General features: G+C 46.6%; 15 protein-coding genes. 12 read left to right on the top strand and 3 right to left on the bottom strand.

The window, feature by feature from the left end; all coding sequences use genetic code 11:
- The first annotated feature begins 22 nt into the window (after positions 1–22).
- The 4 genes from gpAD87_RS17305 (at position 23) to gpAD87_RS17290 (ending at position 8,533) form a co-directional block, all read left to right on the top strand.
- Entirely contained in the window at positions 23–1,621 is a 1,599-nt protein-coding gene (locus gpAD87_RS17305; protein ID WP_064639414.1) for an extracellular solute-binding protein, read from the top strand.
- Positions 1,622–1,755: 134 nt separating this feature from the next.
- A complete protein-coding gene (bglX, locus tag gpAD87_RS17300) occupies positions 1,756–3,921 on the top strand; it encodes a beta-glucosidase BglX (RefSeq protein WP_064639412.1) in 2,166 nt (721 codons plus the stop codon).
- Positions 3,922–4,045: 124 nt separating this feature from the next.
- Positions 4,046–7,417, top strand: a complete 3,372-nt coding sequence (locus tag gpAD87_RS17295) for a GH36-type glycosyl hydrolase domain-containing protein (RefSeq protein WP_064639410.1) — start codon at positions 4,046–4,048, stop codon at positions 7,415–7,417.
- 99 nt (positions 7,418–7,516) lie between these two features.
- A complete protein-coding gene (locus tag gpAD87_RS17290; RefSeq protein WP_064639408.1) occupies positions 7,517–8,533 on the top strand; it encodes a LacI family DNA-binding transcriptional regulator in 1,017 nt (338 codons plus the stop codon).
- 346 nt (positions 8,534–8,879) lie between these two features.
- On the opposite strand, the gene gpAD87_RS17285 is transcribed toward gpAD87_RS17290, so the two are convergent.
- Complete coding sequence (locus gpAD87_RS17285) at positions 8,880–9,944, bottom strand: phosphodiester glycosidase family protein (protein WP_064639406.1); 1,065 nt, start codon at positions 9,942–9,944, stop codon at positions 8,880–8,882.
- The gene (locus tag gpAD87_RS17280; RefSeq protein ID WP_063564256.1) at positions 9,941–10,351 is read right to left on the bottom strand and encodes a hypothetical protein; all 411 of its coding nucleotides are present in this window, start codon (positions 10,349–10,351) and stop codon (positions 9,941–9,943) included. Before gpAD87_RS17280 ends, gpAD87_RS17285 begins: the two co-directional genes overlap by 4 nt.
- Before the next feature lie 441 nt (positions 10,352–10,792).
- Here gpAD87_RS17280 and gpAD87_RS17275 point away from each other — a divergent pair, with 441 nt between their 5' ends.
- From gpAD87_RS17275 to gpAD87_RS17265, 3 genes are all read left to right on the top strand, one after another.
- Positions 10,793–11,449, top strand: coding sequence for a response regulator transcription factor (locus gpAD87_RS17275; protein ID WP_063564257.1), 657 nt, complete (start codon positions 10,793–10,795; stop codon positions 11,447–11,449).
- A 141-nt stretch (positions 11,450–11,590) separates the two neighbouring features.
- On the top strand, positions 11,591–12,814 hold the full coding sequence (locus tag gpAD87_RS17270; RefSeq protein WP_064639404.1) for an aminotransferase-like domain-containing protein: 1,224 nt from the start codon (positions 11,591–11,593) through the stop codon (positions 12,812–12,814).
- 239 nt (positions 12,815–13,053) lie between these two features.
- The gene (locus gpAD87_RS17265; protein ID WP_063564259.1) at positions 13,054–13,680 is read left to right on the top strand and encodes an FMN-dependent NADH-azoreductase; all 627 of its coding nucleotides are present in this window, start codon (positions 13,054–13,056) and stop codon (positions 13,678–13,680) included.
- A gap of 100 nt (positions 13,681–13,780) precedes the next feature.
- Here gpAD87_RS17265 and gpAD87_RS17260 read toward each other — a convergent pair whose 3' ends face one another.
- A complete protein-coding gene (locus gpAD87_RS17260; RefSeq protein ID WP_064639402.1) occupies positions 13,781–14,629 on the bottom strand; it encodes a DUF2161 domain-containing phosphodiesterase in 849 nt (282 codons plus the stop codon).
- Between the two features lie 362 nt (positions 14,630–14,991).
- Between gpAD87_RS17260 and gpAD87_RS17255 the strand changes: the two genes are divergently transcribed.
- From gpAD87_RS17255 to gpAD87_RS17235, 5 genes are all read left to right on the top strand, one after another.
- Positions 14,992–16,887: a PrkA family serine protein kinase gene (locus tag gpAD87_RS17255; protein ID WP_064639400.1), complete on the top strand. Its 1,896-nt coding sequence runs from the start codon at positions 14,992–14,994 to the stop codon at positions 16,885–16,887.
- 245 nt (positions 16,888–17,132) lie between these two features.
- Entirely contained in the window at positions 17,133–18,137 is a 1,005-nt protein-coding gene (locus tag gpAD87_RS17250; RefSeq protein WP_063564262.1) for a globin-coupled sensor protein, read from the top strand.
- A gap of 129 nt (positions 18,138–18,266) precedes the next feature.
- Positions 18,267–19,271: a LacI family DNA-binding transcriptional regulator gene (locus gpAD87_RS17245; protein WP_064639398.1), complete on the top strand. Its 1,005-nt coding sequence runs from the start codon at positions 18,267–18,269 to the stop codon at positions 19,269–19,271.
- Positions 19,272–19,507: 236 nt separating this feature from the next.
- Complete coding sequence (locus gpAD87_RS17240) at positions 19,508–21,124, top strand: response regulator (protein WP_197521432.1); 1,617 nt, start codon at positions 19,508–19,510, stop codon at positions 21,122–21,124.
- A gap of 12 nt (positions 21,125–21,136) precedes the next feature.
- The gene (locus gpAD87_RS17235; RefSeq protein ID WP_331710889.1) at positions 21,137–22,906 is read left to right on the top strand and encodes a sensor histidine kinase; all 1,770 of its coding nucleotides are present in this window, start codon (positions 21,137–21,139) and stop codon (positions 22,904–22,906) included.
- Positions 22,907–23,016 lie beyond the last annotated feature (110 nt).

The following is a 23,016-nucleotide window of genomic DNA, read 5'->3' as shown; positions in this document are numbered from 1 at the left end:
CTAAAAAACATGGGGGTAAAACATGAAAACGAACAAAAAGTTGTCAGTAAGAGCTCTCTTTGCCATCACGCTTAGTGTAGTTATGCTGATGGTGACCGCTTGTTCCAGCCAAGGAGCTTCAGGTGGTAACGAAAAAGATGCAGAGGGAAATTACAAAGACAACCTGACCATCTCAGTAGCTAACCTGACAGAAATTAAAAACGGGAACTTGGATAATGAGTTCCACAAGTTCTGGACAGACAAGTTCAATGTAACATGGGATTACAACTATATCGATTGGGATTCATGGGGCGAGAAGCTTCGTCTGTGGATCAACTCTGGCGATTTGCCGGATGTAGCAGTATGGAACTACGTGCATGGCGATGCCATGAACAGTATTGATCAAGGCCTGTTCTACAAATTCCCGGATGACTGGAAAGAACGCTGGCCTAACGTGGCAGCAGCCTACAAGTTGACCGGTCTTGGAGACAAGCTGGAAGAACTGACGGGTGGAACATACGTCCTGCCAAGACCAATCTATTTCGAGAACAAACCTGCTGACCCATTGACGAACCAAATTGGTGTCATTGCGCTTCGTAAAGACTGGGCTGAAGCGGTTGGTTTCGAACTGAAAGATGCATATACAACTACTGAATTGAATGAATACGCTGAGCTTGTGAAAGAAAAAGATCCAGGCAAAGTGGGCAACAAACTTGTACCTTTGTCCTACAATGCGGCAGATGCCATGACGAATATCATTATGCCGAACAGTGTGCATGCCATGACTGACTCTCCGTTCTATAAAGGAGAAGATGGCCAGTTCCACTGGGGACCATCAGATCCTGAAACTCTGACAGGACTTAAATTGATGCAAAAAGCCTACAAAGATGGCTTGCTCAATCCTGAGTTCTACACATGGAAAAACAATGAAGGTCAAAACAACTTCAAAGTAACAGGTACAGCTGCAGTAACAAGTCTGGGCGGACTGGCTTCGTACAGACAAGGTCTGGATTCTGATATGAGAAAGAATCTGGGTGTAGATAGTGATGACCTGGTACACACAGCAATCGTATTGGGCGATGATGGGAAATACCGCAACATGGAGCAAGCGAACTTCTGGTCTGCATTGATCTTCAATCCGAACATCAGTGACGAGAAATTCGAACGGATCATGGATCTGATCGACTACTCGACTACCAAAGAAGGACAACTGCTCATCAACATGGGCTTCGAAGGTAAAGATTGGAAATATGATGAAAACAAAGAACTGGTTAGCTTGCTGCCAGAAGGAACTGTTCTGGAAGACAAATACCCAGCACGTTTCGAAGGTCTGTACCTGCTGGGTGACGACTTTAGTGTTGTAAACCCTGCAATTAAAAAGGATTACCGTGATAGAGCTGTGAAGCTGTTCGAGGAAAAAGCAAAACTCGGTACAGAAGGTCAGTCACTCGCAACATACGACTGGGATATCAACCTGTACGATTCCAAAGCTAAAAGTCAGGCTTCATTCGACTACCAGAATGAATATGCCAACTTGATCCTCAAAAATGGAGATCTTGAAGCGAACTGGAAAGAATGGGTAAACAGTAAAATGTCCCTGGTTCAACCTTATCTGGATGAACTGAACAAAGAATTCAAGTAATCATTCAGTAATTAGCAAGATGGGATATGACAGGTGTGTTCTGTCTGTCCCATCCAATCGAACCCGGTGCGCGGTCTCTCCCCGAACGCAGCCGGGTTCTTTATTTCAACAACATGTAGTGGAGGATAATGTCTATGAATAACGAGCAGTTGCTAGACCTTGTAAACCAAATGACCCTGGAAGAAAAAACGGCCCAGCTGCTTCAGCTGACCGCTAACTTTTATGAAGGAACCAATGTTGAAGGTCAGATCACAGGTCCAATGGAAGAGATGGGAATCACGGAGCAGTCCGTGGATGCCAGTGGCTCCATTCTGGGATTGTCTGGTGCACAGGCCATTATAGATGTACAGCAAGCTTACCTGAAAAAAAGCCGTCTCGGCATTCCGCTCTTGTTCATGGCGGACGTCGTGCATGGTTTTAAAACCATTTTCCCCATCCCGCTAGCCATTGGCTGTTCATGGGACACCGAACTGGCTGAGAAAAGTGCTGAGATTTCAGCACGTGAATCCGCCGTATCTGGCCTCCATGTCACTTTTGCACCGATGGTCGATCTTGTTCGTGATCCGCGCTGGGGTCGAGTAATGGAGACGACAGGCGAAGATCCTTATTTGAACAGTCTGTTCTCTGCGGCATTTGTACGTGGATATCAGGGCGACAGTTTGAAGGATGAGCCGGATCGTCTGGCGGCTTGTGTAAAACACTTTGCAGCATATGGGGCAGCAGAAGGTGGTCGTGATTACAACACGGTCGACATGTCTGAACGCAACTTGCGTGAGTACTATTTACCGGCTTACAAGGCAGCACTGGATGCAGGCGTCGAAATGGTTATGGCTTCATTCAATACTGTAGAGGGTATTCCAGCGAGCGGAAATGAGAAGCTCATGCGTGATATCTTGCGTGACGAGTGGGGCTTTGATGGTGTATTGATCTCGGATTGGGCTTCCATTCGCGAGATGATTGCTCATGGCGCAGCTGAAGATGATCGTGAAGCTGCATACCGCGCCATTCGTGCAGGAGTGGACATCGAGATGATGACACCTTGTTATGTCCATCATCTGCCAGAGTTGATCAAGAACGGAGAAGTGGAAGAAAAGCTCATTGATGAAGCGGTGCTACGTATTCTGCAACTGAAAGAAAAGCTGGGATTGTTCGACAACCCTCTGCGTGCAGCGGATCCGGAGCGTGAGCGCGAGATTGTGTTCTCGAAAGAACATCGTCAGGTATCGTATGAGCTTGCAACCAAATCCGCTGTATTGTTGAAAAATGATAATCACGTGCTTCCGCTGAAGCCAGAAGCCAATGTAGCGTTAATTGGACCTTTTGCCCAAAGTGAAGACATTCTCGGATGGTGGTCCTGTGAAGGTGTCAAAGAAGATGCCGTTAAACTCGGAACTGCTTTGCAGGAACGTCTTACTGCCGGGAAAGTTCATATGGCTCAAGGCAGCAACGTTCACACGATCACCGCTGAACAGATTGCTGAAGCGCTTGAAGTAGCAAGCAAAGCCGATCTGATCGTGCTTGCACTTGGTGAAGATTCCGAAATGAGTGGTGAAGGTGGATCGCGTACGGATATTCGTTTGCCAGCAGCTCAACTGGAATTGGTTAAACAGCTCAAAGCAGCCGGCAAACCAATCGCCAGCGTTATTTTCAACGGTCGCCCTCTGGACTTACATGGTGTATTTGAAGAATCCGATGCAGTGCTTGAAGCGTGGTTCCCGGGCAGTGAGGGTGGAGCGGCCATAGCCGATGTATTGACAGGTGTAGTGAATCCATCTGCGCGTCTGACGATGTCCTTCCCGCAATCTGTAGGTCAGATACCGGTATATTACAATCATTTTAATACAGGACGTCCACTCAATCCGCAAAAGACGGAAGAACGTTATGTTTCCAAATACATTGATAGTCCGAATGATCCGCTGCTTCCGTTTGGCTACGGCTTGTCATACACCTCGTTTGAGTATGGGGACCTGGAAGTTTCAAGCAATGAAATGACTGCTGATCAACCTCTGACAATCCAAGTGCGTGTAACCAACGCTGGCGAACGTGCTGGCGTAGAGACGGTTCAGTTGTACGTACGTGATGTCACTGGTGAAGTTGTACGTCCAATGCGTGAGCTGAAAGGGTATGTCAAGCTGTCACTCGCACCGGGTGAAAGTGGTACGGCTACATTTACATTAAACGAAGAACAGCTCCGTTATCATCATTCCGATTTGAGTCATCGCAGTGATAAGGGAACATTCCACATTTTCGTAGGGCCGAATAGCCGCGATACATTGGAGAGCACGTTCAAGCTGGTGTAATGGTATACACCTCATATCGATGAATGATTGAACTCATCATACAAAAGCAGCAAAACTGCACTGCCTTCTTCTCTTCTGTTCAGCAGTGGGGAGCAAGGCAGGATAGGAGGATATGAATAGATATATGAAGACCATGAATAAATCTCAAATCAACGTACAATCCGGCGACCTGTGCTTTACGTTCTGGGAAAGCGGTGATTTGTTCAAGGCTGTAAGTGGAACAACGATGATTAATCAGTGGATGGCTAGTCCGGTGGACGGCTCCATGAACAATCTATACTTGCGTTTTCACAGTGAATCCGGCATTCGTTTTGTGCCAATGCTTGGCATTCACTCCGACAGCCAGGTGAGCACCGACGGCAGTCGTATGGTATGGACAGGTACCGCTGAGGGCGTAGGTTATCAGGTTGTATTTGCTCCAACAGCACAAGGTGTATGGTTCTGGGATGTAACCGTAAACGGTAATGGAGAAGAGGTCGACGTGGTCTATGGCCAGGATGTCGGCAATGCCGATCCAGGTGCGGTACGCAGCAATGAGGCTTACTTGTCGCAATATATTGACCATGCCGTATTTGAGGATGCGAAACTTGGATATATCGTAGCTTCACGGCAGAATCAACCGCAGGGCGGGGCTTTTCCTTATCTTCAACAGGGTTCATTAACCCGTGCAGCAGGTTACTCCACAGATGGATTTCAGTTCTTTGGCTTGAGTTACAAGGAGACGAATGTCCCTGAAAGTCTGGGTAAGCCAACACTTGCGAATGAAGTGTACCAGTATGAATTTGCATATACAGCCCTGCAGTCCGAAAAAGTGGTGTTGAGTGGCGAAGCTCGCTTTGTGTTCTATGGACTCTTTCAGTCTAACCACGCTGAAGCGGTGAAGGAACTCGAATACCAGGATGTTCTCCAACAGGCTTGGGACGAGTATGAAGCGAAGCGTCAAGAGAATGCAAGCACGGTACGAGCAGTATCCAACGTATTCCCAAAAGTATCTCTCCATCCGGTAGTGGGTGAACCCTTGCCTACTTTATCGATGACCGAAGAAGAAGTGAATTCCCGTTTCCCGGCTTCGAAGAGACATCAAGAAGAGCGCGCGGATGGTAAATTGCTGGCGTTCTTTACAGATACGTATGAGCATATTGTGCTCAAGGAAAAGGAAATGCGTGTGGAACGTCCGCATGGACACATTCTGATGAGTGGTAACAATGTGAAGCTGGGTCAGAACGTAATCACAACGTCTTCCTATATGTATGGTATCTTCAATTCCCATGTGGTTGTGGGAAATACGAACTTCAATAAAATGATGAGCAATGCACGTAGCGCACTCAACATACCCAAATCATCCGGTCAGCGGATCTACGTCGAGGTTGAAGGAATCTTCCACCTACTCACGATGCCTTCCCTGTTTGAAATGGGCTTCAACTATGTTCGCTGGTATTACAAAACAGCTGAGGATACGCTGATTATCACGAATTATACAACTTTGGATACTCCTGAAGTACATCTTCATGTGAAGTCGGAAAAAGGAATAGCTTATCGATACCTGATTACCAATCAGATTACGATGAATGTGAATGAATATGAACTTCCTGTTCATGTTTCGGAGCAGAATGGTGAATTGATCTTCAAGGCAGATCACAGCTCCCTCAGTGCCGAAGTATATCCTAATCTGGAGTACCGCATGCGGGTAAGCGGAGCAGGAGTGAATGTTGGGGATGAGACTGAACTGGCTAGTGGAGTAAACGCAGGCGACGACTCACTGACGACTTTACGGCTGGACAGCAGCGCTGAATGGACATTGACCATTCAAGGGCTGTTGGAAGGAGGACAGATCGCATCCTCGACACGCAGCTTCGAAGAGGAAGTGGCAGCTTATCGTACGTTCTATGCAGAAGTGATGAATGGGTTCCATTTGTCCCAACCTCAGAAGCAAGGAGCAGATGAGTTGTTCAAAGTGAATGCTCTTGCATGGTGGTATACCCACAATATGCTGGTGCATTACTCTGTTCCTCACGGACTGGAGCAATATGGCGGTGCAGCTTGGGGTACACGGGATGTCTGCCAGGGTCCGGTCGAATACTTTATGGCTACACAAAAGTATGAGCAGGTTCGCGACATTCTGAAGACGGTATATTCGCATCAGTATGAGGATGACGGTAACTGGCCGCAATGGTTTATGTTCGATCGTTATTTCAAAGTTCAGCAGGAAGAAAGCCATGGTGACATTATTGTTTGGCCTCTCAAAGTGCTAAGTGATTATCTGATTGCCACCAAGGATTATTCGATTCTGAATGAGGAAGTACCTTATACCGTAAAACATGGTTTTGACTTTACTGATCAGACAGCCAGCGTGCTGGAGCATGCCCAGAAAGAACTGGAGTATATCCGCAGTCATTTCCTGCATGATACATTCCTCTCTTCATATGGTGACGGGGACTGGGACGATACATTACAGCCTGCCAATGCTCAATTGAAGCAATATATGGTCAGCAGCTGGACTGTGGCGCTCACCTATCAAACGTTGAAGCAGCTATCCAGAGCGCTTGCACCTGTGAAACCGGAGCTTTCTTCGGAATTAAGCGATATGGCAGCGGGTGTGAAAAGGGACTTCAGCAAGTATATGTTGGATACCGATGTGATTCCGGGCTTTGTATATATGGAAGATCCGGCACAAGCGAAGCGCATGCTGCATCCGGATGACAGCGAGACAGGTATTCAGTACCGTTTGCTGCCGATGACACGCAGCATGATTGCCGAGTTGCTGGAGCCTGAGCAAGCGCAATCCCATTATGAACTGATCAAGGACAAGCTGTACTGCCCGGATGGTGTCAGATTGATGAATCGTCCAGCACAATATGATGGCGGCGTCAGCACTCATTTCAAACGTGCAGAGCAGGCATCCAACTTCGGACGTGAAGTGGGCTTGCAATATGTTCATGCTCACATCCGTTATATTGAAGCCATGGCGAAGCTGGGCAACCCGGATGAGGTCTGGAATGGGCTGGGCATTATCAATCCAGTGGGTATTCAGGAAGCTGTTCCTAACGCAGATCTACGCCAGAGTAATGCCTACTTCAGCAGTTCTGACGGGAAATTCAACAACCGTTATGCAGCGCAGGAGCAGTTCGATAAGCTTCGCACCGGAGATGTGCAGGTGAAGGGCGGCTGGAGAATCTACTCCAGTGGACCGGGAATCTACATGAATCAGCTCATTTCGAACGCCCTGGGTATTCGCCAGGAGGAAGAAGATCTGGTTCTGGACCCTGTGTTACCTGTCAGCTTGGATGGCTTGCATTTTGATTTCCAATTTGCCGGCAAAAAGGTAACCTTCGTCTATCATCTCAGCGGAGAGGCCGTACAACGTATTGTGCTGAATGGCAAGGAACTGGATGCGACTAGGTTGCAACAACCTTATCGTCTTGGTGGACTGCGTATTTCACGTAAGGAGCTTGAACAGAGCCTAAGCGAGAATAACGTGATTGAGATTTACAGTTAATCGTGTAAACGTTAGTCTATTTTATCAAGTATAAATATTTTAGATGTCAGGTCCTTCGATTTCGAAGGGCCTGATGAACATAACAGGGGAGCGAAGAATGTGGTCAGTATCAAGGATATCGCCAAACAGGCGGGAGTTTCGATCTCTACCGTGTCATACGCTCTGAATGGTAGCAACAAAGTGACAGATGAGACCCGTTCCAAAATTTTGGCTATCGCCAAAGAGCTGAACTATGTTCCCAATGCTGCTGCCAGAACATTGAAGAAGAGAGAATCCAAAATTCTGGGTGTATTTCTGACGGATTTTAGCGGGGATGTTTATGGAGACTTACTTAGTGGTATGAAATCTGTATGTAACGCGCAAGGGTACGACCTGATTGTGTGCAGCGGGAAACAATCTCATCGAATGCTTCCGGAGCGAATGATTGATGGTGCTGTCATTCTGGATCATACATTTGCGAGCAAGGAACTAATGCAATATGCAGACATAGGACACAAGATTGTCGTTCTTGACCGGGAACTGGATCACCCCAATATTAATCAGGTTCTACTGGATAACAAGGCAGGAGCAACCCTTGCGATGGAGCATTTGATTGAACAGGGACATACGAAGATCTATGTCGTGACAGGTCCTGAAGGTTCATTTGACTCGGCTCAGCGGTTGAAGGCTGTGAGGCAAGTATCGGAGCGGGAAGCGAATGTGGAATGGATCGAAATTACCGGAGATTTCGAGAAGAGTGGCGGAGAACGGGCAGCTGAACGTATTATTCAGGAATATACTCAACCAGTTGGGGTGTTTTGTCTCAATGACGAGATGGCGATTGGGATGTGTGACCGGCTCGCTGATAGCGAGTTAAACATTGGTCAGGAGATTGATATTATCGGATTTGATAATATTGAACTTAGCAAATATGTGCAGCCAAGACTGGTCACGATTGATTATTCCAAACGAAAATGGGGCGCACTGGCAGCCGAACAATTAATCAAGATTATTGCCGGAGAGCCTGTCGATCATGAACGCATCTACGTGACACTGGTGGAGGGCGGGTCGGTAAACAGCAAGGTTCAGTCAGAATATCTTGCACAAGCCCAAGGTGAAAAGGCGGTTAGCTATTGACAACGCTGCCCCCTCTTCATTTCATGCATGTTGTGTTGAACGACGACTGTACAGCAAGAGACAAGGCTTAGAAGAATTGAAGCATTCTTTTAAGCCTTGTCTCTTGTTTAGCTTGTTTATTTGACCCATTATAAAATGAAAAAACCTCTCACCAGGAGAGGCTTGGCCCTCAAAGGCCCTTAGTTTTGTCATTGTTGTAGGATGAAGTGAGAATGCCTGTAAGGAAGAGAGCCAATACAATTGCAATAATCCAAAATGTCAGTGAAAATGACATACCATAGCACCTCCTGCAAAATCTTTACTTCTATTATAACCATTATAGGAAGAAAAGAAATGCTTCACTCCATCATTTGTAAAATAAAAAGTGAGTAGGGACCGGTCGGAGGCTCCCATCCGAAGGGTTATTCACAACCCGGTTGTTCACGATGAGTGAGGACGATCCACCACCATCCAGATTATAGGCGTCCACGACGCCAAGCTTGTACAAACGTCCTTGCAGCTCTTCCAGGGTGGCTCCTGAGCTGCCCCCTTCGTTATACCCGTCAACAACGATAATCAACAATTGATCGTCCTTGTAGTTGCCGATCACGGTGCGTGGAGCCCGCTTGGGTGAGACTTTCCATTTGGTGGGAATGACCGTTTTTTGTCCATTCTGCAAGAGCACGGGTACAAATGTGGCACCAAATTGGGGTTGTAGGCGATCCAGGGAACTTTTGTCGAAAAATTTACCGCCTACCAGCTTACCGGCATCATCAAGACCTACAAAAAACAGATCCTTAAAGCTGGCCTGAAAACCATTCACATACTTGCCGTCCATAACGGTAGTACTCAGCGGATACCGTTTTCCGCCGCTGTCGGCGAATCCTCCGGCATTAATTCCGGCAATGGCACCGCTGCGCTTGACCGCTTGCATAGTTGTCTCAGATCGGCCTGGCTCGCTGTCCAGAGCCATCTTCATGGCCGTGGGGTCTTTTAGCTTGATTTTCATGGCATAGCCCTTATAGGCGCCTGGATTGACCCTATAGAGTTCAATCGTAAGTCGATCACTGTCTATCCGTTCAAACGGAACGCCCAGCTTGGATGAGATCCGTTGATTATAGATCGTTTCCGGGCGAGCGGCTTGAACCGTAGCCTTCTGTACAAGCGTCGACATCGTACTCGTTGTCTGATTGTACAGCTGTGTTGTTCTTTTAATAGAAGAAGAAGTCTGAACAGCAGCTTCTTTTGCCCCTGCAAGCTCTTGGCTAATTGCCTGGGTCCGGGGTGTAACATTCTCTTCAGCCAGACCGGAATGAATGAAGTCTCCCGGTTCAAGCGGAGGACGAATCAGCAGCATGCATAACATCAATCCAACAAAAGGAGCAAGTGCAAGCATAAATAAACGATTAACCTTTTTTACGGGTGTAATCATTTGAGCAGGTCCATCTTTTTCTGGAGTGTCTCCAGTTGTTTTTTGACTTCGCTCAGCTGGGTATACAATTTGTTGCTGTTGTCGGTTTTATCGTTTGCATTATCCTTGGTGAAAGTCAGCAATTCATTAAAGGACTGTACCTGGCCCTGTAGGTCCGCTACTTCCTTGGATATCGTTGTTAGCTGCTTTTCGTAGTCGGCTTTGAGCGCTGCAATCTGCTGTTGATTATGGGTCTGAAGCTGATTAATCATCTGTTGCTGGAGGTGGTTACTATAATAGTAGGTTCCGAGTACTCCAAGTGCAATGAGAACAATCCACATGACCAGAAACAGCTTGACTGAAGATCCGGCCTTACCTTTGGCGCTCCGGGTGTGATGGATGTCAGAGGGTTGGACAGAAGGTTTCATATCATCACTCCTGGTTATTTATAGGTACAAAAAATTTTCCAGTCCTCATTCTATCATGCCACTATTGATTACGCAAAAATGAAATTCTTTGAGTAATAGGATAAAAAGAGATTGCATCGGAAGGAAGTCCTAGGATACAATTTCTTATAGATGCAATAAGTAGGAACTTTGGGCAAGTTTTTCGACTTTTTTAGATAGAAATGCAGGAAATTTATACTATATTTTGATCTTTCTTCGCTTGGGAAGACAAAAGTCCTGATGTGACGACAGCAAAATACAGTAGAAATAGAGCTGTTCTTACAGCTGTATCAATTGTTTTTTCTGTTTTCGACATTATCCGACTTTTACTTCTTCTATACACGGACTGTCGCAAGGATAGAGGCATTATCATGGCTGATGGTAGAAAAGGAATTTGTCCAATACATAACAGGGGGAACAACAATGAAAAAAGTATGGCAGGTGGTCATCGTAGATATCCACCCCACCAGCATGCTGGGAACAAAATTGATTTTGGAAGAACAGCAGGATCTGTTGGTACGGGGGATGACTTCGACCGGGTCCGAAGGTCTTGACCTGGTGAACATTCACCAGCCCGATCTGATTTTGATGGATTACCGGCTTCCTGAGGGCCAGGCGGATCAGTATATATCCCAAATGAAAAATCTGTCGGCTCATAGTCACATCATTATTCTAACGGACGAGGACAATGTAAAATTATTTCGTCATCTGATCAGTCTTGGTGCTAGTGGTATGCTGTCCAAACAGGCTTCCCCTAGCCAGCTGATTCATCTGATTTCCGGGTTGCGTGAGGGATGTGTATCCATTCCATTATCCTGGTTAGCCAGTTCAGAGTGGGCTCAGCCCGTCGAATCTCCTGCAGAAGAACTTATTGTTGAATTAACAGAAACCGAAACTTTTATCATGGAAAGAATTGTTCAGGGCGTAACCTATGATAAAATAGCCAGTGAGATTAACGTTAGCAGACGTTCGATTGATAATTACCTGCGTAAAATATACGTGAAACTGGATGTAAGCAGCAGGGCACAGGCGATTGAACGTTACGCTTTATATGCGAGGCAGACCAAAACCGTATCCTGACGAGCATGGTTCCATGAATCCCTATGTACGATGACTCGTCAAGTTTCCGGTCTGGTCATATTCAGTGTCCAACAGGAATAGGTTGTAGGGGCTACGGACTGCGAGCACAGTTCGGATTAGGGATGAAAGGGGAACGGACCGATGAAGTATTTCTTCGCCTCCCGTACAAACAGGCTTTTGACATCACCGCTGAGGGACATACGTGAGATGTCTGGTCGGGATTATTTCATTTCTCTGGCAGAAGAACTGCCTGCGGAGGAGCTGTTTCCATTCAAACTGCTGGAAGAAGCAGCAGTGTCTGTATTTAGTTCCGGACCCTCCGCATTGCAGTATGGCGAGCAGGCAGGGTACAGACCGTTGAGAGAATGGCTGGACAACGATTGGAATGCTCGCAAGGGCATACGGACAGTCCCGGAGCAGATTCTATTGACCACAGGAACCCAGCAGGCCATCGATCTTGTGATGCGTTTGCTGCTTGAGCCTGGAGATTCCGTACTGGTCGAGCATCCTACCTCTCCAGGCTGTCTCGAGGTTCTGGAGATGCAAGGTGCCAAAATCGTGCCCGTCACAGGCGATGGGGATGGCATTTTGCCTGATCTTTTGGAGCATCACATGCAGCAGGTGAGACCGAAGCTGCTTTTTGCTGCACCCAGTTTTTCTAATCCAACCGGCGTGCTTTGGAGTATGGAACGGCGTGAGGCTGTGCTTGATCTGTGTTCACGCTACGGAGTGCTGCTCGTGGAAGATGACTCCTATGGTGAACTTCATTTCGATGGATTGGAACCAGCAGACTTCTACCGGAAATATCCTTCCCTCTTTGCGCTGGATACAGCGGATCAGGGTGGACATGTTCTCTACATTGGTTCGTTTAGCAAAACTGTAGCACCTGCCCTGCGTACAGGTTGGGCTGCCGGACATCCGGCCTTGATCCAGGCTATGGCCTCCGTGAAACGGATAGCAGACGGACAGTCCAGTCCCATGAATCAGCGGTTATTGTATCAACTGCTTGCCCATTCTCCTTTTAAGTGGAGTGATCATCTCTCCATGCTGAACAGGGAGTATAAGACCAGACTCAAGCTTATGCTCGAATTGTTGAAGCGCCCGGGTTGGAAAGGCAGTCAGTATAGCATTCCTGAAGGGGGGATGTATCTGTGGGTACAGTTACCGGATGGATTGGACAGCGGAGCTCTGCTCAAAGCAGCGCTGTTAAAAGGGGTGTCCTTCCTTCCCGGTTCCCTCTGCTCCACGGGTGAACAGGATTATCGGTACATCCGGTTGAACTTCAGCCATCCGGGCCGGGATGAGTTGCTGCTTGGCATGAATCTGATCAGTGAGTCCATAACAGAGTTTACAGCCCGGAGCTAAACCGGATTTAGAAAAGAAAGAATGTAGGGTCAAATTCATACCTGGAACCTGGGACAACAGAAGTTCCAGGCATTGGATTTGGAAGCAAATAGGTTACCCCCAAAGTAATTACGTTATTGCATCCACTAACATTTTTATATATAATATGTATTAATGAGTTGTTGTTTTCTTTATATAAGCTGCAATCATTGCAAGTTCAGGAGAAGCACTCATATATTTTAACTAACGGGGGAACGAACATGTCTAACATTTTATTTGTCAAAGCAAACGACCGTCCTGCAGATCAAGCAGTCAGCGTACAATTGTACGATGCATTTTTGAGCGCATACAAAGAATCCCACCCAGGTGACACAGTTACCGAACTGGATCTCTACAATACAGATATTCCTTACTACGGCAACACTGTAATTACAGGTGGATACAAAGCCGCTAATGGTATCGAAGCAACTGCTGAAGAGCAAAAAGCAGCTGCACTGGCAGCACAATTGCAAGATCAATTCTTGGCAGCAGACAAAGTAGTATTTGCATTCCCACTGTGGAACTTCACTGTTCCAGCACCACTGGTGAACTACATTTCATACCTGAGCCAAGCTGGAAAAATGTTCAAATACACTGCTGAAGGCCCTGTAGGTCTGGTAGGCGACAAAAAAGTGGCATTGCTGAACGCACGTGGCGGAGTTTACTCCGTAGAGCCTATGGCATCCGCTGAAATGTCCGTTAAATATGTAACTAATGTACTGAACTTCTGGGGTATCCAAAACCCTGAACTGGTTATCGTTGAAGGCCACAATGCTTCACCTGACCGTTCCCAAGAGATCGTAGCAGCAGGTCTGAAATTGGCTTCCGAAGTAGCAGCAAGCTTCTAATAGCCTAATATAGAGAAACACGAAAAAGCCCATTATCTCCATTGGAGATGATGGGCTTTTTTGCATCTTCATTTTGCATGAAGCTACGTTACCTGTTGCCTCAGTCATTCTTTCCATGGATCAGGTAGGGCTCCGCTACTTCCGCAATAAGCTCTAGCTCACTGTCGTCATGTTGATTCAAGGAAAAATCCATTTCTAGTTCATTTATACTCCGTTCAATCATATCATTATCCTCAAGCATGTGAGCATGCTCAGTTAGTGCCTGCACACCCTTAACCGTCAGCACATATCGTCCACGGGATAAGCGCTCGAACCAGCCATAATAGTTTTTTTGCAAAATGGCCGCAGCGGAACCCACACTTGTCTGTTTACTGATTGAGGCGGGGGAGGCTTCTCCCTGAGCGCGAAGGGCGGAAGCTACACATAATGCTTTTTCCCTGTAAGCGGTGACCAGCTGCCTGCGTGTGCTTCCTCCTGTGTTGTAGTCACCACTTCGCTCGTCGAATTCCTTCAGCAGTCGTTGCCGCCGGATACCGCCTTTACGGACACCGGTGCTGCCGCTACCAGACATAGGAGCTTGGGCAGCAGGTTCGCACAGCACATCAATCAGAGGTGATTTGGTTTTGTAGAACGTAACGGTGATAAGCCCTAGCCCAAGTTGTCTGCACAGTGCGGTCAATTCGCCCCAGCGCTGGTTCACGGCACCACGCTTGCTGCGGTTCCGCTCAACAGCCAGATACACGAAGGGGCTGAGCTTCAGGCGCTGCATTCCCTGTAACAGCAGAGACAGATTAAATGTTTTTTTCATCTCCACAATGAGTGGTTCATTTTGATCCGATTTGACCCCAACCAGGTCACAATGTTTGACTTCAGCCTTCACGTCGTAGCCGCGTCGTTCGAAAAAAGCCTTTACAGGCGAATATAACTCGGTTTCATACTTTACTGCCATCGGTTCTGCTCCTTCCCTGAAGTGGCTCGTCTCTGGCCATCTATTGTTCCGTTTTCTGAATTTAGAACCTTCATTATATCATATCCGTTCTTTTTTTTCTGAGCGCACAAGATGTCTGATAGAACAGGGAAAGCCTCAAATTAAGACCCGCAGATTGAAAAAAAAGAGGTCAACTTATCCGATTTGCCGCATAGGTATGTAATACACTTTTCACAACAATACACGATGTTTGGACAGAGGGTGGCGGGACTAATCCGGACCGCAAGATTGGTATTCAAGCACAAGCCGTAATTCTATTGATTTCTTCATACCATTCGGAATGGTTGACAATCACACTAAAGGAGCCATGGGAGGTACCAAGCATGAATATTTTTGAACGCGTTGCGGAACATCGGGCAGAGAGTGACCGTTTATCATGGAACGGGACATTTGAAGATTATATTGCACTGCTGAGAGAGGACCCGACTCCGGCAATGACGGCTCACGCACGAGTGTACCAGATGATTGAATCATTTGGCGTGGAAGAAGTTGGGGGGCACAAACGGTACAAGTTTTTTGAACAGGAGATTTTTGGGCTGGATCGGTCCATTGAAAAGCTGGTGGAAGAATATTTCCACTCGGCAGCACGCCGTCTGGATGTTCGCAAACGGATTCTGCTGCTTATGGGTCCGGTCAGCGGAGGTAAGTCAACACTGGTAACGCTGCTGAAACGTGGCCTTGAACAATTCTCCCGCACAGAGAAGGGTGCTATATACGCCATTGACGGATGCCCAATGCATGAGGAGCCCTTGCATCTGATTCCGCTGGAGCTTCGCCCCGAAGTGGAAAAGGAGATTGGTGTCCGCATTGAGGGCAATCTCTGCCCATCCTGCCAGATGCGTCTTCGGACCGAATATGGCGGTGATATCAGCAAGGTGCGAGTGGAACGGGTCACCATTTCCGAGGATAACCGGGTGGGAATCGGAACATTCAGTCCATCCGATCCCAAATCCCAGGATATTGCCGATCTGACGGGAAGTATCGACTTCTCAACCATTACTGAATTCGGCTCCGAGTCCGATCCACGCGCCTATCGTTTTGACGGTGAATTGAACAAGGCCAACCGTGGATTGATGGAATTTCAGGAAATGCTGAAATGTGATGAGAAGTTTCTGTGGAACCTGTTATCACTGACGCAGGAAGGAAATTTTAAAGCAGGCCGATTTGCCTTGATCAGTGCGGATGAAATGATTGTGGCGCATACGAATGAATCCGAGTACAAATCATTTATTTCCAACAAAAAGAATGAAGCCTTGCAATCCCGGATGATCGTCATGCCAATTCCCTACAACCTGAAGGTCTCCGAGGAAGAGAAGATTTATGGCAAGCTCATTCAGCAAAGTGATATGAAGCATGTCCATATTGCACCGCATGCCCTGCGGACTGCAGCCATTTTCTCCATACTTACCCGCTTGAAAGAAACGAAGAAACAAGGCATGGATCTGGTCAAAAAAATGCGTATGTATGACGGTGAAGAAGTCGAAGGGTACAAAGAAGCTGATCTGCGTGAGATGCAAAATGAATATTTGGATGAAGGCATGTCGGGCATTGATCCGCGTTATGTCATCAACCGGATATCCAGTGCTTTGATTAAGCAAAACCTTCAGTGCATTAACGCGCTGGATATTCTCCGGGCGATCAAGGATGGTCTGGATCAGCATGCTTCGATTTCAAAAGAGGAACGTGAGCGTTATCTGAACTTTATTGCCCTGGCTCGGAAAGAATATGATGAGCTGGCGAAGAAGGAAGTGCAGAAAGCATTTGTCTACTCGTTCGAAGAGTCGGCCAGAACGCTGTTCGAAAATTACCTCGATAATATCGAGGCATTCTGCAACTGGTCCAAAATTCGTGATCCACTGACGGATGAGGAGATGGACCCGGATGAGCGCTTGATGCGTTCGATAGAGGAGCAGATCGGTATTTCCGAAAATGCCAAAAAGGCTTTCAGGGAAGAGATATTGATCCGCATCTCGGCTTATTCCCGCAAGGAACGGAAGTTTGAATACAGCAGTCATGATCGTTTGCGTGAAGCGATTGAAAAGAAACTGTTCACTGACTTGAAGGATATTGTGAAGATTACAACTTCAACCAAGACACCAGATGCAACGCAACTGAAACGAATGAATGAAGTGATTAAACGGTTGATTGAAGAACATGGATATACCGCAGCCAGCGCGAATGAACTGCTCCGTTATGTGGGCAGTCTGTTGAATCGCTGATCTGCAACGAACCATTCCGGATCAGGCTCCTGACGCCTGCTGTGAGGCTCCTTCACAGCAGGGTCAGGGGTCTTTTTATATGGGGGAGATGTACAATTAAGACTAATAAACTGACAAAGAAGGTCAATTCCATGACAAATTAGTTCTTATGGTATATGTTAAATTAGGTCATTTAGTCTATAATCGATACAGATATTTACAATTTAATATTTTTTGTGGTTATTAAGGAGCTGACAGAACTAGTTATGAGTATTGCTATAGCAAGACAACAACAACTTGATTATATTGGATTGACAGCCGGAGATCTGCAATTGCTTGCTGATCATCGACCTGCTTTTGAGAAAGTCGTGGACGAAGTGGTGGACCACTTCTACAATCATGTGGGAAATTATCCGAATTTGGTCGATCTGATTGCCCGCTTCTCTTCCATTGATCGTTTGAAGGAAACACAAAAGCTATACTGGTTATCCATGACCGATGGTGTAGTTGATGATGCATACATTGAACAGCGCATTGCAATCGGACTGGTCCATTCCCGCATTGGTTTGTCCGAAGATTATTACTTGGGCACGTATATGGTTTATCTCGATATTGCAACAAGCATATTCCAGCAAGTCATTCCTGAACGCTGGCATGTGGTCATTCAGGCCCTTAGTAAAATGTTCAACCTCGACTCACAGCTTGTATTGGAGGCTTACGAGAAGAAGGAAAAGGAAAAATTAAATCAACTCGCTGAAGATCAGCAGCATACGTTGCTGGCGATCACGCAGATTACCCAGCAGTTGACGGGCATGATTAGTGAATTGAACGAAAATGCTCAGGCGATCTCTGATGTGGCTAGAGAAACGGCTGCCTCTCAGGATCAGGCCAATGGACTGTTGGAAGAGCTGACTAAGGAAATTCATCAGATTGGCAAAATGGGTGAGATCATTCGTGAAATCTCGGATCAGAGTCATCTCGTGGGTTTGAATGCCGCCATTGAAGCTGCACATGCAGGAGAATTTGGACGGGGATTCGAGGTGGTTGCCAGTGAGGTTCGCAAGCTTGCGGCTAGTTCCCGTGAGGCTCAAGGAAAAATTCAGTCGAACTTGGCACAGATCATGAAGAAGCTGGGCAGTGTTCAACAGGAGTCAGAGCACACTGCTTCGGGAGCAAGGCGTCAGGCATCCCGTTCAGAAGAGCTTGCGGTTTTTGCTACCACTATGGAGAAACTGGCACTTGATCTCAGGAAATTAGATCAACAGGAATAGGCGGTAATACTGGCTGGAAGCTGAGATACCGTTTCTGGCTGTTTTAAGCTATAATGGGTAGACAAACCTGCCGATGTTATAGTGAATGCAGCCGGAGACAGGGGATTTGAAAGAGGTTGAGGTGATCAGGTGGCTTCTATCCATGATGTGGCCAAAGAGGCGGGCGTATCTGTTGCAACCGTTTCCAAAGTGCTGAACGATTATCCCGATGTAAGTGACAAAACTCGCAAAAAAGTCAATATAGCCATCGAACTATTGAAATATCAACCGAATGTGGTTGCACGTGGACTTGTAAAACGCCGTTCTTGGACGGTAGGTGTATTGTTGACGGTTCCTTTTACCAATCCGTTTGTATCGGAGTTGCTTGAAGGAATCAAAACAGCGCTGGAAAACAGCGGATACGATCTTGTTCGCTTATCTACACGTTTTGATGATCCGACATACTCGTTTATTAAACATTGCCGCAGCCGAAATGTGGATGGCGTTGTTGTATTCGGGGAAGGAAGAGACAACGAGAGTATTCAGGAATTGGTTACTGCTGAGATTCCGACGATGTTCGTTGATACCGACTTGTTTGGCAAGCGGGCAGGATACATAACGACGGATAATGCAAATGCCATTGCCATGAGTGTGAAGCATTTGCATGAACTGGGTCACCAGAAAATTGCCTATATTTCAGGTACACTTGGGCCTGCCGTAGCGAATCTTCGACTGGATGGATATCGGGAAGGTTTGCGAGTCTGCGGCATTCCATATTCAACGGTGTATCTGGAGGTCTGTGACTATTCTTTCGATGGTGGCAGTAAGGCAGCTCGCCGATTGCTTGCATTGAAGGACCAGCCTACGGGGATTGTCTGTGCTTCAGATATGTCTGCTTTTGGTGCAATCCACGAAATTGAGAAGCATGGTTTACGGGTGCCTGAGGATGTATCTGTTGTCGGATTTGATAACACATACTATGCGGAAGTGTTCAAACCAGGGTTGACCACGATTAATCAAAACATTCATTCCATTGGAATCAAATCCATCGAATATCTGATCGCCATGATTGAAAATCCTGCATATACTCCTCCAGTTGTTACGGAGCCATCCAATCTGGTGATTCGCCAAACGACTGCACCTGTGCAAGCGTAAAGGTCTTCAAACCAGCACAGCCTATGGGCTGTGCTTTTTTGGTATGCCATTTCTTTTTGGGAAATAACGGAGATCAGAAGTTGTTGTGCAATGCTTGCAGGAAAAGCTGTTGACTTTTTACCACACAGACCTTAACAATAAAAGGCAGAATAATACAAAATTTTATGTAATCGCTTTCTTTTTACTGATGAATATAGGGACACTGCAATTGTCATTCAAAGGGAAGGGTGATGGGCATGCATCGGGTACTGCTGGTTGATGATGAAGTATACGCACGAAAAGGACTTAGAAAACTGATCCGCTGGGAAGCATGCGGGTTCGAAGTGGCTGGAGAGGCGAATGATGGGGATGAGGCTAGTACCCGGATCGAAGAGCTACAGCCTGACGTTGTCATTACGGACATACGTATGCCGGAGATGGATGGACTGGAATTGATCCGGCGCACGGTTGAGCGTAATGAGCAGGTTCTAAATAAGTGCAAACAGCCCTATTTTATCATCGTGAGTGGATATAATGATTTTGCTTATGCCCAGCAGGCCGTGAGGTACGGGGTACAGGATTATATTTTGAAGCCAATTGATGAGATTGAACTGGAAGGGACTTTACGCAAGTTGGCGGAGGAGTTGAATCGGCGCAAGCATGCTGAACAAACCCGATGGGAGCAGGAATACGTCAGATTACTTAATCAGTTTATTTATGGCGAATCGGATTTGGAAACGGTTGAACAATGGATTGAACTGACGGGTACAAGTGCTAACGATCCGCTGGCATATCTGCTGTTTGAGAATAACACGCCACATTTCCAGGTTTCGGATACTGTTCAAGAGGAGGGGCCGGGGGCCAGGAACGGAGAAAATTTTGGCCGGATTGTGCAGTCTGTTCTTGGAAAGATGTATGCAAATCGCTCATATCTGCATGTAAAAGAGCACGGCGAACGTATCGGAGTTCTGTTAACTGCGGAACATCTACGCCCTTATTCAATGAATCTACATGCGGTTGCCGGGCAAATGCAATCCTGCTTCGCCGAAATGGGTCATGACTCTGTATGCATATATATCGGGAAGGTTTGTTATGAACCTTTACTCATTGGACATGCCTATCAAACCGCACTGAAGGCGATTTCCTATAAATTTATTTCAGAGAAGAGTGGGATCGTTCTGTATGATAACATGCTGCATGAGTCTGTACAGTGGGTGCATATCGATCATGAAAAGGAGCAGGAGCTCCTGACACTTATGGAGGAACAACGGATTCAGGCGTTAGAGTATGCAATGGGTGAATGGTTCACCGATATGAGAACGGCCAATTACGCTCCTGTTGCAGTGACGTCTGCAATCCACCAACTGATCTCAGCGGTACTATCGATTCTGAAATCGGCTGAGGCGAATGTGAAAGAGATACCTTCGTTCAAACCCATTCTGGCATGGCAAGCGGAGCGGGGAACATTGGCTGAGGCCAGACAGTTGTTGACGGTTTTCATGTTAGATTCAGCGCGGAAGCTGGCGGAACAGCGTCAGTACAATCAGAGGGGTGCCATGACAAAAATCAAACATTATATTGAAGCCAACTACAGCAGCAATATTAGTTTGAGAAGTATTGCCTCCGAATTTTACATGAATCCGGTCTATTTGGGGCAACGCTTCCGCAAGGTGTATGGCGTGTATTTCAACGACTTCCTGCTTCAACTTCGGATGGAGGAAGCCAAGAAGCTGCTGCGTCAGACGGATATGCGAGTATATGAAATCGCCGAGAGGGTTGGGTTCGGAAGCAGTGATTATTTCGCAACTCAATTTGAGAAAAAGGAATCATGCGCTCCTACGGAATATCGTAATCGCATCATGGATGAAGGGTAGGGAGATGAAAGCGTGAAGCTCAACTTTTTTAATAATATCCGCTTACGCGATAAAATGCTGATCTTATATCTCTTCTTTGTACTCGTACCCGTTATTCTAACTAATGTTATTTTCTATCAGGTGACTATAGCGAACGTAAAATCCCAGCGAATGGCTGACCTCTCCAAAGGAATGGAACAGATTCGAAGTCAATTTATGGGGGAAATTCGCAATGCGGCCGATTTTTCCTCAAGCTTTTATACGGATAGTATACTGAATGACATGCTGGATGTGAATTACACCAATCCGGTTCAGTATATCGAAGCCTACGATTCTTATCTTCGCAAAATCCTGAATACCTATTACTCCGGTTACCGCTCCCTCCAAGGTTTGACGATATATGTGGATAACAAAAGTGTACTGCCTTCCGGGGGAGTTGAGTTTCTAACCGAAGAGGTTCGACAGTCCGAGCCATACAGGCTGCTGGCAAACAGTAAACATTCCGCACCCATTCTGATGAGATCCGGTCCTGAAGGGAATCGGCAGACGTTCAGCATTTTACGCAAACTCAATTATTATGAAGCTCTGCCCGGGTGGAAGGAAAAGTTCGTACGATTGGATCTGAAGCCATCGACGATTCGCCAGATTTTCACCAACCTTAATGTACAGGGCAACCTGTATCTGATTAATCCGGCTGGACAAATAGACTACTCGACGGATTCTGGTATCCCATGGTCCAGTCAACTCGTGAATTATAGTGATGTCATGGATCAACAAAGTAAGAAAGAGTTCGAAATGGCTTATCCATTGTCCGGTGAAATGGAGGGATGGAAAATCAACGGAGTGTTCGATGAATCCGAAATTTACAAGGAATTGGGCAAACCCAGTCACCTTGTCGTTGTGCTGGCCTGTATCAATCTGATTTTGCCGACCTGGATCATTATCTGGATGACACGTACAATCCACGTGAGGCTGGCTCGAATACTGAAACACATGGAAAAAGTGAAGCATCAGCGATTTGAACCGATCAGACAGCCGGAATCGTCGGACGAGATTGGGCAGCTGACAGCCGAATTCAATCGCATGACGATGACGATCCATCGTTTGATTAACGACGTCTATGTAGCAGACATTCAACATAAAAATTTGGAGTTACAGCGGCGGCATGCCCAATTAAATGCATTGCAGAGCCAGATTAATCCACACTTTTTGTTTAATGCGCTGGAGACCATCCGCATGCGCAGCCTCATGAAAGATGAGGATGAGACGGCACGAATTATTTATCATATGGCTAAAATTTTTCGAAATGCCCTCACCTGGAATCGGGATAAAGTCAGCATACGGGAGGAATTGGAGTATGTGACCTGTTTTCTTGAAATCCAGAAATATCGTTTCGGTCACAAGCTGGATTATACGATTGATCTGGACCCAGAGGCTGCGAATTGTTCCATTCCCAAGATGACATTGTTGCCTTTTGTTGAAAATGCCAGCATTCATGGTATCGAACCACTGAAGGAAGGCGGGGAAATTCGGCTTTGTATTCGACGAACAGGTACAGAACTGATCTGTGTGGTGGAGGATTCCGGGGCAGGTATGACAGAGGACAAAAGAAAGCAGCTGCTCTCTTACGTGAAAACGGAAGACGCTATGGGTGATCGCGTAGGTGTACAGAATGTCATCTATCGTCTGAAGCTGATCTACGATAGCCGGTTCCATATTCAGATCGATAGCGCTGCCAGGACAGGCACACGTGTGGAAATTGGTTTACCCCTTGAAGATTCACCTAATCCACCAAAGCATTAAACATTCTAAGGCATAAACCTATAGTTTATCCGGTAAACAAAGCTTGTCATCAACCTTATAATGAAAGTGCTTACATTAGAGGGGGGAAAGAGGGTGCGTTCATATTGGTT

Source organism: Paenibacillus sp. AD87, from assembly GCF_001659845.1.
In the GTDB taxonomy this organism is placed as follows: Bacteria; Bacillota; Bacilli; order Paenibacillales; family Paenibacillaceae; genus Paenibacillus; species Paenibacillus marchantiae.
The sequence above is the reverse complement of the archived record's forward strand: the minus strand, read 5'-3'. Positions and strand labels throughout refer to the sequence as shown.